This window comes from Blautia faecis (assembly GCF_020554845.1).
In the GTDB taxonomy this organism is placed as follows: Bacteria; Bacillota; Clostridia; order Lachnospirales; family Lachnospiraceae; genus Blautia_A; species Blautia_A faecis.
In genome coordinates this window covers 23,597-36,941 of sequence record NZ_JAJCIA010000013.1, presented here as the reverse complement: position 1 = coordinate 36,941, position 13,345 = coordinate 23,597, and the positions used below count along the sequence as shown (strand labels likewise).

Annotated in this window: 8 protein-coding genes, 1 tRNA gene and 3 pseudogenes; 9 read left to right on the top strand and 3 right to left on the bottom strand. The window is 40.5% G+C overall.

What is annotated here, in order from left to right:
* Nucleotides 1-71: 71 nt before the first annotated feature.
* The 3 genes from LIZ66_RS08320 to LIZ66_RS08310 all read left to right on the top strand — a co-directional run bounded on the left by LIZ66_RS08320 (nt 72) and on the right by LIZ66_RS08310 (nt 4,364).
* Nucleotides 72-1,688 carry an FMN-binding protein gene (locus tag LIZ66_RS08320; protein ID WP_227200711.1) on the top strand — a complete coding sequence of 539 codons (1,617 nt, stop codon included), beginning with the start codon at nt 72-74 and terminating at the stop codon, nt 1,686-1,688.
* A gap of 190 nt (nt 1,689-1,878) precedes the next feature.
* Complete coding sequence (locus LIZ66_RS08315) at nt 1,879-2,913, top strand: ABC transporter substrate-binding protein (protein WP_227200712.1); 1,035 nt, start codon at nt 1,879-1,881, stop codon at nt 2,911-2,913.
* Complete coding sequence (locus tag LIZ66_RS08310; RefSeq protein ID WP_227200713.1) at nt 2,910-4,364, top strand: GGDEF domain-containing protein; 1,455 nt, start codon at nt 2,910-2,912, stop codon at nt 4,362-4,364. Before LIZ66_RS08315 ends, LIZ66_RS08310 begins: the two co-directional genes overlap by 4 nt.
* A gap of 89 nt (nt 4,365-4,453) precedes the next feature.
* On the opposite strand, the gene LIZ66_RS08305 is transcribed toward LIZ66_RS08310, so the two are convergent.
* The 3 genes from LIZ66_RS08305 to LIZ66_RS08295 form a co-directional block, all read right to left on the bottom strand.
* On the bottom strand, nt 4,454-5,851 hold the full coding sequence (locus tag LIZ66_RS08305) for a DUF1254 domain-containing protein (RefSeq protein ID WP_207728014.1): 1,398 nt from the start codon (nt 5,849-5,851) through the stop codon (nt 4,454-4,456).
* Between the two features lie 264 nt (nt 5,852-6,115).
* Entirely contained in the window at nt 6,116-8,098 is a 1,983-nt protein-coding gene (locus LIZ66_RS08300; protein ID WP_227200714.1) for an alkyl/aryl-sulfatase, read from the bottom strand.
* Between the two features lie 182 nt (nt 8,099-8,280).
* A complete protein-coding gene (locus tag LIZ66_RS08295; RefSeq protein WP_227200715.1) occupies nt 8,281-9,072 on the bottom strand; it encodes a LytTR family transcriptional regulator DNA-binding domain-containing protein in 792 nt (263 codons plus the stop codon).
* Between the two features lie 540 nt (nt 9,073-9,612).
* Here LIZ66_RS08295 and LIZ66_RS08290 point away from each other — a divergent pair.
* The 6 genes and pseudogenes from LIZ66_RS08290 to cls all read left to right on the top strand — a co-directional run bounded on the left by LIZ66_RS08290 (nt 9,613) and on the right by cls (nt 13,290).
* Nucleotides 9,613-9,686, top strand: a tRNA-Arg gene (locus LIZ66_RS08290).
* Between the two features lie 326 nt (nt 9,687-10,012).
* A pseudogene (locus LIZ66_RS08285) lies at nt 10,013-10,369 on the top strand (ParB N-terminal domain-containing protein); the annotation flags it as partial.
* 140 nt (nt 10,370-10,509) lie between these two features.
* Nucleotides 10,510-10,713: pseudogene (locus LIZ66_RS08280) on the top strand (hypothetical protein); the annotation flags it as partial.
* Nucleotides 10,714-10,791: 78 nt separating this feature from the next.
* Nucleotides 10,792-10,995, top strand: a pseudogene (locus LIZ66_RS19210) (linear amide C-N hydrolase); the annotation flags it as partial.
* A 19-nt stretch (nt 10,996-11,014) separates the two neighbouring features.
* Nucleotides 11,015-11,695 (top strand): GTP pyrophosphokinase, encoded by a 681-nt coding sequence (locus LIZ66_RS08270; protein ID WP_118584013.1) that lies wholly within the window; start codon nt 11,015-11,017, stop codon nt 11,693-11,695.
* A 35-nt stretch (nt 11,696-11,730) separates the two neighbouring features.
* Complete coding sequence (gene cls / locus LIZ66_RS08265; protein WP_227200716.1) at nt 11,731-13,290, top strand: cardiolipin synthase; 1,560 nt, start codon at nt 11,731-11,733, stop codon at nt 13,288-13,290.
* The last annotated feature ends 55 nt before the right edge of the window (nt 13,291-13,345 follow it).

Below are 13,345 nucleotides of genomic sequence, written 5' to 3'. Positions count from 1 at the left end.
TCGGTGTTTGTGAAATGGAAATTTTGGAAGCAGTTGAAAAAAGATAGCCTACAAAAAGAAGCAGCTAAAAAATGAAAAATAGAAAGAACAACTGGATAAAAATAGTTATCCAACTACTGTCGTTTATCTTAACCCCAGAACTGTTCGTAACAGGATTTACAGCTATTGGAGATATCTTTTCCCAGATCTATGCTGGAAGTATTTCCTGGGAGAGTGTCAGGTATTCGGTGTATGTACTAATCGCGACAGTGCCAGGAAGTGTACTGGTGGGGAGATTTTTTTGCGGATTTTTCTGCAGCTTTGGAGCTGTGCAGGATTTCTTGTGGTTTGCAGCGCGGAAGCTGGGAAAAGGCAGCTGGAGGCGGAACAGAAATCCAGAAATATACAAGAAAGCTGACAGAGTTCTGAAACTGGCAAAATATGGAGTACTTGTTTATTTTGTAATATTTATATGGAGTGGTGTTTTGACCTGGAAAAAGCAAGGTCCGTGGGAAATATTTGGCCAGTATATTGTGCCTGGACATTGGCCGGGAGTGAAGCCTTTGTGCTCGGTGGGGGGAATTTTACTCTTGGTGATTTTGACAGGATCAGTGTTGGTAAAGAGATTCTTTTGCAGATATTTCTGTCCAATGGGAGCGGTGTATGCACTGATTTCCAGAGGTGCATTTTTGAAAATCGAAAAGCTCGGACGAGAATGCAGTGCCTGTTCTTTGTGTACTGCGAAATGCAGCATGGGAATTGATTTTACGAAAAAGGAACAAGTTACAGGTGGAGAGTGCATTGCGTGCCAGCAGTGCATTAGCTGGTGCCCGAAAGGAAATGTGCATTTTGGAATTAAATATGGAATGGTGATCGGAGTATTGCTCACGTGTGTGATGATTGGGGCTTCCCAGCTCCTTACGGCGAGAAGCTATACGAAGGATAGAAATATAGCAGGCGGTGTTGTTGAAGGTTTCAGATATAAAGACGGTACTTATACTGGAACAGGTGAGGGCTATCGTGGAGCGATACGTGTCACTGTAAGTGTGGCGGACGGAAAAATAACCAGTCTTACACTGGATAGTTATGAGGATGACAAGTCTTATATGGAAAAAGCGAAAGCTGAAATCTTTTCTGCAATAATCGGACAGCAGAATACGAATGCAGATACCGTATCCGGTGCTACATATAGCAGTAAGGGGCTGATTCAGGCTGTACAGAATGCTTTGAAGGAGGCAGGAACTTCAGAGACTGCGGAGAATGGTTCTGATGATAAAGCTGCGGACAAGGCTGAATTTATTTCTGCAGGCCGCTTCCGGAACCTTGTCGATGGCGTATATACAGGATCTGCCGATGCCTTTCGTGGTGATGTAGAAGTTCAGGTTACTGTGGAAAATCAGCAGGTAACGGATATTTCCATCTTCTCATACTGTGACACAGAAGAATATTTTTTTAAAGCTGCGCCAGTTGTAATTGAAGAGATGAAAGAGGAACAAAGTCTGAACATTGATGCTGTCAGCGGAGCCACATACAGCAGCAACGGAATTATTCATGCCGTGGCAAATGCATTGGAGATTCCCGAAGATCAATATGCCGAACGTCCTGGCCGGAATCTGGCTGCCAAGAAAAAAAGCCATGGACATATTGTAAAACATGTAATAGAAAACCAGGAAGAGTATGAAAAGAAGGTTAAGGAGTATGAAAAATAGATAACAGAAATCAGAAACGGAGGATGCAGACTGGGAATCGTGAAGAATAGACATTGACATCCCTTATACAGCAGGCATATAATATATCAGATATACACAAAAAATATATGAAAAAATACAAAATATCTGGTAACTATTCAATATCTACGTTCCAAGCGTTATAATTTGGGGTATAAGTACTGGGGAAAAAATGAGACGAACGAAAGCATATCGGTTGGTTTTTGTGGGAGTAGCATCTATTTTGCTGGGAGGCTGCTCGGGGAGTTCGAAGGCAAACATGGAGGAGGCAGCAGAGCAGCACGCTGTGGTGGACTATACCTGTATTTCCAATCCGGAAAGCGATAAGAAAATATATGTTATTCTGAAAAATTATCATGGTGCTTACTGGGAGAAGGTAATAGATGGTATAACAGAAGCTGCAAAAAAACTGGATGAAGCGGTTTATCTTGGCGGAATTGATAACGAAACTGACATTTCCGGCCAGATTGACCTGATGAACCAGGCTATGGAGCAAGGCGCTGACGGAATCCTGCTGGCTCCGGCAGATTCCAATTCACTGGCAGACGGCTGTCAGAAGGTACGGGAAAAGGATATTCCGGTAGTACTTATTGATTCTTCTATTAACAGCAGCGAATTTGACGCCTGTTACATGACAGATAATATAGATGCCGGAGAAATGGCAGCGAAAGAAATGCTGGAGCTGCTGTATGATGCAGGGAATTCACCGACAGACCCACTGGAAGTGGGAATCCAGTTGTCATCGGATAGTTCACAGGCAATGGTAAATCGTGTTTCCGGATTCCTGAATTTCTGGGCGGGCAATGCACCGGAGCAGTGGGAAATCATTCAGGATATAAGAGTTAATGGCGGTGATACGAAAAAGGCACAATCGGATGCTTCTGCATTATTGAGAGAAAATGCAGATATAAAGGGCTTTTTCGGTTGTAACAACACATCTACTGTTGGCATTGTAAATACTCTTTTGAAGGAAGAAAGAACAGATGTGGTGCTGGTTGGTTTTGACCTGGCGGACGAAACGAAACAGATGCTTCAGAATCCGGAGTATCATGCAGTGACTGTGCTGCAGAAACAGGATCAGATGGGATATCTGGGAATGCTTTCCCTGAATTCTCTTATAAAGGGAGAAAAATCAGAGCAGAAGTATTTTGATACCGGAGTTATTATGGTTGATTCTGATTACCTTATGGAGAATGCTGTCTCATGAAAGATCGAAGAAAAAATAAAAGAAAAAGAAAAGTCCTGCTGGCTTTGTATCTGGTAGTCTGCCTTGTCATTATCGTGGCGGCATACTTTCACCTGAGCAGAATTGCGCGGAATTTCAATACAGAGCATCTGGAGCTGATCACAGGCCTGTACGCGGAAAAGATGAATGATTCTATGGAATATCTTCAGAACTATGTACAGGAAGATATAAAGATGATCCGGTCTATGGAAAATGCCCAACCGGAGGAAATCCTGGAACAGCTGGAGAAAAATCTTGACAAGACTGTTTTCGGTGATATTGGTTTTATTATGAATGATGGCGAAATTTATGGCAGCAGCAGCTGCGCTGTTTCCGATATCAAAAAGAAGAAGCTGGATGAGGCGGCGTTGGCTTCAGATACTTCTTTTAACTCGGATCCTTACCAGTCCAGCAGAACTGGAAATATGACCATGACTGTTTTTGTGCCAGTAGGGGATACTTCACTGGTTCATACACTTTATGTGTCGATTATGATTGAAAATCTCAGACAGTTGGGTGAGTATGAGCTGCTTCAGGGCAAGATCAGTATTCACCTGTTAAAGGCCGATTCAGAAAATTTTATTACCTGTGTCAGTGACAATTCCGGCCCGTCTGGCAGTTGGAACAATCTTTTACTTCAGCAGAAGTATTTCCAGTATGATGCAGGTTATTCCTACAACCAGTGGATAAAGGACATGCGTTCCGGAAAGAAGGATGGGAGATTTTCCGCTATTATCAGAGGAGAGGAATCTACAATTTCCTATAGGAGTATTTCTGTTATGCCAGGCTGGTATGTGATCGTTGAATTGACAAATAAGAATATTTCTGATATTACTCAGCAGTTTTCCGCCTGGGGCGGAGTATATGGAAGTGTTCTGGTAGGCTTCACGATGCTGTACATGCTGACCCTTGTGCTGCTGGAGAAAAAAGATAAGAAAATGTACATGGGATTGTCTACTACAGATCCTCTTACCGGAATTCTGAACCGCAGAGCTTTTCAGATTGCCGTGGAAGAAGAATTGCGTAAAAAAACGCCAGGCATCTTCATCTTTATTGATGTAGATAATTTTAAAATTTATAATGATACTTACGGTCATAATAATGGAGACTTCTGCCTGAAGCATTTTGCGAAAACTATGAAAAGCTGTTTCCCGGAGGATAGCATAATCGGCAGGTATGGCGGTGATGAATTTGTGGTTTACCTGAAGAATCTTACAGGGGAAATGGCGCAGACTTATATGGAAAAGTTTCAGAGGATGATTTCCCAGCTTACACTGTCTACAGGAGAGGCTGTAGAGCTTTCAGCCAGCGCAGGCGGAGCTGCATTCCCGGAACAGGGAGAAGACGTTATGTCTCTTTGTAAAAGCGCAGATATGGCTTTGTATAAGGTGAAACAGAATGGGAAAGCTGATTTTAAAATGAAAGGAATGTAAATGAAAGGATCCCTGCAAGGACGAGGCTTGTTAGCCTTCTACCTTGCGAGGGATCCTTTTTACCTGATAAATGTGTCCTGCGGAAATATCTAATTTACGTTTGCCGGATCAAGCTCTGTAATGGTTGGTGCCGTCCAGGTGTCCAGTGCATCCATATCAGGTGTATAGATACGCATATACAGGTGGAAGCCACCGTCACCCACAGGAAGCCAGTTTGTGGTATCCTCCGGTGCATCTTTAGACAGAATAACATCAACAGAGCCATCTTCATTCGCTTTCAAACCGGAACGGTCATTTATGCAGTAACGATCAATAGGATTATCGATCAGGAAATCATCATCCCCATATGCAGTCACAGACCAGAAGCCTCCTTCAAGAACCTGCGGATAGCTTTCGAAATGAAGGGTATATGACTTCTCTCCTGTCAGAAGATTTCCATCCGCATCCTGTTCTGTCTTGGCATACAATGCAACCTCAACGGTATTGGCACCAAGCCCTGCAAGTGCTACCAGCGCACGATAAGCATATTCTGTGTTACAATCTCCGATTGGTGCACCAAAATAACTCCACTGGCCAAGCTTCTTTGAGAATTTCATTCCCTCTTTAACAAGCTTTGGCCGAATTTCTGTCAGCATTGTTTTCCAGCTTTTGGCAACATCACCGGTAAGAACAGAAGCATCAAATTCCATACCAGGTCCTACATTCACAGCAGCTATTTTTTCAAGCATTTCCTTATCTGCAGCTGCCGGAGAATTCTTTACCATTAATTCATTAGCCTTATTAAAAAATGTAACCGGATCCATGGAAAGAACCTTATCAACAGGAACATAATTATTCTCTTCGCTATAGCTGCCCTTTGGAGGCTCATAAGTATCTCCAGATATATAATTGGAAAGTGGCATTAGTTTCATTTTTTCCTGAATGGCACGCACATTTGGCAAATCCTCTTCTCCTGATAAAATGGTTCTGGTGATAGACCATGCCATGGATGTGGGAACATCTATACGGGTAACGCCCTTAGGCAGTTCTCCCTCCCATGTAGAAAGAGTAATTGCATATGCACCTGCCTGATCAAGAACTGCGGCAGTGTTTGTCCAGGCATCCAGCACCTGAACCTTACAAAAACGATCTGTTTCCGGAAGCTCATAGACCATTGGTTCCTCGCTCAGATCATACCATACCTGTGAATAGATCGTATCCACATTAGGAGTTACCACATTCCTGAATTGTGCATTTGCCTGTGCAACACTGTGTATAAACTGATTTACAGGTGCTTTCCCGGTAACAGCTTCCTCTGTGTTCGTTGCTGAAATCTCAGTCGCATCCATAAGCACCAGTGGAAATGCATAAACATAAGCATCTTCCACAGTCTCCCATATATTTTCATCTGTCTCACTGTCAGCAGCTGCTGCAAATACCTGCACATTGCTGGAATAGCCTGACAGCACCAATGCTGCACTGGCTATAAGAGCTGCAAATCTTTTCATATCCATATCCTCCTGTAAGTATTTATGATTTTGTCAAGCGGATATTCCAGATCCGCTTTGCTACTTGCTCATAACCGAATAATTGCTTCGCAGTTTATCTGAAGGAGCTTGCATTTCTCCTGATACAAGCAAGTTCCCACCCACTGCTTATTGCTTTTTGCAATCGCCCCAGGGGACTTACTTGATTCGGTTAAACACTCTCTAAACATATAGGAAACCGATACGCCTGCAACAACAGGTATGTCACGCTTCCAGCACCAAATTTTATGGCTCGATAATATTAAAATATTTATACTCGGAGGTAACCGTAACTGCATCCATCAATCGTGTCAGGCAGGTCTCATCACCCTCCTGCTGGATCAAAGCTGCAATATTTTCCGTGTTTTTCTGAATAATAGACAGCAGTCCGGCACGTTTGGTAGTCCATGTCACATCCGCATCCGCATCCTGTGTATCTTTCTGATAAAGAAGTACACCATTTTTCACGCGGAGTACATAATTACCTTCCGGCAATATAAGATTTGCTGTAAACGTCAGATCCGGAACCTTCGTTGTATCTACAAGAATTCCCAGATAATCCAAAATCATTTCAGGTGTCATATGTAAAATAACATCACCGTTACCATTGCCTCGCGTTGCATCATCGGTATTTGTACCATTTCGCAGCTCCTGTGCCGCACAAAGGTAAGCACTGCGCCATGGACCGGATTCTGCCTGATACCCCAATTGCTCTAATGCATCTGCACAAAGATAACGTGCATCCATATTTTCCGGATCAGCAAAAACCAGCGTATTGGTGATCTGGGCAACCCACTGATATTCTCCCTTTGCAAAATCTTCTTTTGCTTTTTCAAGAACCGCATCTGTGTCACCGAAATATTCTACCAGCTTTTGTGCATAATCCGATGGTGTAAGTTCAGCAAGATGGACAGGATTACCGTCATACCATCCCATGTATTTCTCATATACTGCCTTCGAATTATGAGAAACTGTGCCATAATACTGACGGGTATACCAGACTTTCTCCAACTCCTTGGGAAGCTGGATCATATTAGCAATCTCTGTCTCCGTATAACCTTCATTAATGTAAAGCAATGTCTGGTCGTTAATAAACTTATACACAGCTGCAGTATTGGTCATATATTCCTGAATAATATCCTTTCCCCAATGTGGCCAGTTATGAGACTGGAATACTACATCTGCCTGATCACCATAAAGTGCCAGAGATTCCATAATGTACTCTGCCCATGCGTTTCCGTCACGTACCTGGGCTCCGCGGAGTGTATACAGGTTGTGGAGTGTTCCTGTACAGTTTTCAGCCATCCACAAAGCATTTTTCGATCCAATCCAGAAGTTCATCTCCGCCGGTGCTTCGGTACCCGGAGTAAGCTGAAATTCAAGTTCCACTCCATCAATAGTATGCTTCTCACCGGTTTGTGTGATTTCAAGTGTAGGAGAAATATAACTTGTGCTGCCCCTGGACTGCCCCATACCAATACCAATAGCAAGAGCTCCTGTTTCACTGGCCTCAAGCATGGTTCCATACTGATAGCTTGCTCTGCGTCCCATGGCAGTACCTGCATAAATATTCTCGCTGACAGCATGCTTCTCAAAGCCCTCCGGTGCAATTACCTGCACATCACCGGATTGTACATCTTCTTCTGAAATAATTCCCCTGACTCCACCGAAATGATCAACATGGGAATGGCTGTAAATCACTGCCTTTACAGGAAAAGTGCCCAGATTCTCTTCTACCAGGGAAAAAGCCGCTGCCGCACATTCCATGCTCATCAGTGGATCTACTACAATCCATCCCGTATCACCTTTTATGAAGGTGATATTTGACATATCATAGCCACGCACCTGATAGATTCCATCGGTTACTTCAAAAAGACCATAAATATGATTCAGCTGTGTATCTCTCCAAAGACTTGGATTCGCTGTATCCGGAGCATCCTGATCCAGAAAAGCATACGCTGTCTGACTCCATACAAGCTTCCCGTTCTCATCATAAATATCCAGAGTATCCGGAGACGCAATCAGACCTTTTGTAGCATTTTCAAACTCCTCAGTATCCTCGAAATCCAACAATGCATAAACTTCCTGATTTGCATCAATGGTATACTGGGTGGCTGGTTTGCTTTCCGCTGTTAATTCTGATGCGGCAATCGCGCTGGAACTACCGCAGACAGTCATAGTAAGTGCTAATGCAGCGGTAGTCAAAGTAACTGCTTTTTTTCTTTTCATGATATGTTTCCCCCCTTGTTCTGCAAAAAATTCAGATATTTTCTGCTGTGAATCTTAATTGATTGCAAAAAATAATATCTAATAAAAATATAGCATGAATATATCAGGGGAACAATCGAATTATAGCGAAATAACATTTCTATTGCGGTAAATCAACATGATAAGCGGTAAAACGACATTTGTTATTTGGAGGAATTATTTTTCATGGAAACTTCAACCAATCTGACCAGATGATTTTCTTCACTTATAGATTTCATTTTGTCTGCATTAAACAAAATGCATCCACAGTGTCCCGGAAATGTAGGAAAACATATAATTTTCAGATTCGTATCTATTTCAGGACTATAATCCATGATTTCCAGCGTTTCACCATACAAGGTGGCACGTTCATAAACATGAAGCCATTTTGCGTCCATATTGGAAAAAAGACTGGAAAAAGAACTTCCGATCATCTTGTCTAAGGGCTGCTTTTCTAGGGCAGCCAGCGCTTCGTTCCCATAGCGGAAGATCCAGTCCACTGCCTTTTTTTCTTCATTGAATACCATTTCTATATCTGTAAATGCAAAAGGAAGAGCATCACATATTTTATAATATTTGCAATATTCCTCTGCTGTCAGCGGCAGCTTTTTTTTACTGATTTTTGCGATCAGAAGCTCCTGCTTTTTCTGCCGTTCTTCTCTGAGCATCCTTTTTTTGCGTTTTGTATAGCAAATCTTCTCACCATTAGACAGTAAAATCATGTCTTGAATATCACTGATTGCAGACACAGCTACCATACAGCCGCGTTTTACCTCCATAAATTCTTCATTCAATTGTTTCTTTAATTCTTTCAGTGTCATTCGGCAACGATAAATGTTTCCATCAAACATATGAATCCTGCAATGATCATCTGACATGATTACATAGAGAATGTTTGCACATCGGATCGTGATCTTCGTGCGATTGAAGGTTACTGTAATGAATTCCTGCTGCATGGCTGAAGTCTCCTTCTGGTAATTAAAAATCTATTTGAAAAATATAACTTTTACTATTCTAGCACTGTGCCAAAGCTCTTACAAGTATACAGATGCCAACCGTATAGTGCATCAATTTATGTTTCAAAAGTGGTAACTGCTTCGTGATGCACATCTTGTAAAAAGCTTTTTGCAACATGCCCTGGCGAACAGTAACCATTGTAAGGAAGGCACAGAAGAAAAGTCTTGTAATTTGTGTGTAATTATAGTACAATTGAAGCTACAGATTTGTCCTGTCAGTTTAATGGATAGAACAAGTGCCTCCTAAGAGAAAGCCGAGGCATTCCCCAAAGGGAAAAAATGAAAAACAACTTTCAGTTCGAATCTATTCTGAAAAATGCTAATGGTGACAACAAAGCATTCCCCAATTTGGGGAACGTTCTAATGTTACCGAATCGAAAAAATCTGTAGATTGACAATTCGAAAAAGAGTTGATAATCTTATATATGGCCGAAGGGAAAAATCCCAGAAACCCAGTAAAATCAAGGGTTTGCGGCATGTGTCGTCATAGCTCAGCTGGATAGAGCACTCGCCTCCTAAGCGAGGGGTCGGAGGTTCAAATCCTCTTGGCGACGGGCTTCAAAGCGTTCGAAAATGTTAGCTGGATTAGCTGACAACGAACGCTTTTCTTATTTTCTAATCACGTTCGTGGCATGAAATTCCATTCAAAATGATCCATTTCCAGCTAACACAATCCGATTTTTGTTAGCTGACAGCTAATCAAAATCACCGGTTTGCAAACATGGTTTTTCAAGAGTCCAGCTAACATTTGGGTTCCGTTCTGTTGTCACCCCTTATTTGGGGATGTAAATCAGAGAAAAGGCAGGAAAAGAAACAATCTCTCCGAAACCTGCAAACATAAATTAGCTGAAACAGTATTCAATTCTATTAGCTACAGCTAATAGTCAAACGGCAATGTCTGTTTGGAACTTTTCTTACAACAAAAGTTCCAGGCAGGCATTTTTTATTTCCTGAATCCTGGAGGAAAGGAGTCAAGATGACTGATGCAAACAGACAATCAGGAGAAAAAGAAGAAAGAATCATAGAAATTGAGATTGAACGTCTCCGCCCTTTTAAGGAGCATCCGTTTCAGGTGAAAGATGATAAGGAAATGTTTCTTCTGCAGGAAAGCATTGAGAAGGATGGCATTTTAAATCCGCTGATCGTCAGACCGGTACTAGATGGATACTATGAGATCATATCCGGTCACAGAAGAAAACATGCTGCGGAGAAACTAGGATACCGTAAAGTACCGGTACCATGATTGGGTACAGGTTGCATTCCTGTTTTCGCTGAGTGTTATTCTGTATCTGATCCTATTTGCAGGAGTGTTCGTAGATACTGTACTGGACATGACAAGAGAACGTATTATTGATTTTATTATATCGTGAGGAGGATATGAAAATGAGCGAAAACAATGATTATATTCAGCTACCACCACTTAAAAAAGACACACCAGCCGATGTGGTAGCATTTATGTGGGAATACATGAAAGTACCGGAGGATTCAAGAGAAAAAGTTAAGAATCTGCTTAAAGATGCAAATGAAAATGGAGTAAAAATAAGTCATCAGGCACCAACACTGTATGAAGTTGGAACAAAATAAAAGAATTGTGCTATAATATTGTTCAAGAAAAAAACTCATTGACATATTTCAATCTATTTAGGAGGATAAACGATCATGTGTACAGCAGCAACTTATAAAACAAAAGATTTTTACTTTGGACGAACCCTCGATTATGAATTCTCTTATGGTGATTAGATAGTAATTACACCACGTAATTATGCGTTTAATTTTCGCCATGTTGGCGATATGAAAAATCATTATGCAATTATTGGAATGGCTCATGTTGCAGAAGATTATCCTTTGTATTATGATGCTATGAGGTAGAAAGGAAAGTTCCATGACAAAAGATGAAGTAAAAAAACTCAGGATGAACAGTCCGGAATCACTACAGTTTTTAAATAATGCTACGAAATTTTATAATTTAATGATGATGTATCGTTGTGCTATTCGGGAGATACAAACTAAACTTGAGGTTTTGGATGATGAATTTTCAGCTGAGAACAATCGAAATCCTATTTCTTTTATAAAAACAAGAATTAAGAAGCCCAATAGTATTTACAATAAACTGCAGAAGATGGGATATGAATTTACAACAGAAAATATACAGACATATCTCAATGATGTAGCAGGCGTTCGAATAGTTTGTGCGTTTATTGACGATATTTATATGATATCAGATTTGATTACCCAACAGGATGATATTAAAGTTATTGAAATAAAAGATTATATAAAAAATCCAAAATCGAATGGTTATCGAAGCTATCATATGATTGTTGAAATACCAGTATTTTTTGCTAAGGGTAAAACACCTATGCGTGTAGAATTACAGATTCGAACCAATGGTATGGATTTCTGGGCAACATTGGAACATCAACTTCGCTATAAAAAAGGAATTGAAGAAATGCCTGGCTATGATGAGATAAGTGAAGAATTACTTCATTCTGCAAGAGCTATCATTGAAGCAGATAATGAAATGCAGAGAATAAAAGACAAAATTGGTATGTTCCACGAAATTTAGGGAGAAAACTGAGCAAGTAGGAAGGCGGAATATATATGAAACAAGATACTTTAGAGGGCAAAGCAAAAACAAAAAATGGGGTAAAACGGCTGTGTTTTTCCATAGTCTGCATTCTTCTGGAAGTGATTTTTATTATTACTATCGTAACACGCTTGAATGAATATGCAGAAATTATAAATTTATTTACAAGGATTTTGAGTGGAATCTTGGTTTTGGGATTGTACGCATCAGATAAGACCTCTTCTATGAAAATGCCTTGGGTCATCTTAATTCTAATCTTCCCAATTATGGGTGTAGGCCTGTATTTGTTGATTGGTTTGAATGGTGGCACACATAAAATGCGTGAGCGATATGCAGAAATTGATAGCAAATTGTTACCAATGCTTCCGGACAGTCAGGAGTGTTTGAGCAGAATAAAAGAAACAATTCCGAAAGCAGGAAATATAGCAAGTTACATACAAAGAAATTCGCAGTATCCAATCTATCAGAATACGGATATTGTGTATTTTGATGAAGCAGTGAAAGGATTAGAGGCACAGCTTAAGGATTTGGAGAAAGCACAGAAGTTTATCTTTATGGAATATCATGCGATAGAAGACGCTGAAGCATGGCATAAGATTCAAGATGTTCTGGAAGAGCGAGTAAAAGCAGGTGTGGAAGTTAGAGTATTCTACGATGATATGGGTTCTATAGGCTTTATTAACACAGATTTTGTGAAAAAGATGGAGGCAATAGGAATTCATTGCCGTGTATTCAATCCGTTTGTGCCAGGTTTAAATCTGTTTTTGAACAATCGTGATCATAGAAAAATAACAGTTATTGATGGAAAAGTCGGATTTACAGGTGGATATAATCTAGCAAACGAATATTTTAATTACACACACCCGTATGGACAGTGGAAAGATACAGGTATTCGTTTAGAAGGAGATGCTGTTCAGTCGCTTACGGTGACATTTTTGGAAATGTGGAATGCAGTAAGTGATAAGGCTGCTAATGATTCTGATTTTAGTAAATACCTTTTCCACTATGATTATGCGGCACAGCAAACTGGGTTTGTTCAACCTTATGCAGACAGCCCTATGGATAATGAACAAGTAGGAGAAGAAGTTTATATCAGTATGATAAATAAAGCTGAAAAATATTGTTGGTTTATGACTCCATATCTAATCATAACAGATGAAATGACGCATGCGTTATGTCTGGCTGCTAAGCGAGGGGTAGACGTAAGAATTATCACACCTGGTATCCCTGATAAAAAATTCATTTATAATATAACTCGTTCTTTTTACCATGGATTAGTTAAACATGGTGTTCGTGTTTATGAGTGGACTCCTGGTTTCTGTCATGCAAAAATGAGTGTGGCAGATGACTGTATGGCAACTTGTGGAACAATTAATCTGGATTATCGAAGTTTATATCACCATTTTGAAAACGGCTGTTTTATGGCAGATTGCCAGGCAGTTGTGGAAATAAAAAATGATCTGATAAGAACGATGGGAGAATGTCGTGATGTGACAGACCAATATCAAACCGGACGAAGTGCATATTTGCGACTGGGACAATTATTTATGAGATTATTTGCTGGATTGCTATAAGAATCTGATGAAACGACCTTTCAAAAAACAGTTGATTTAGAAGTTAACTGTTTTT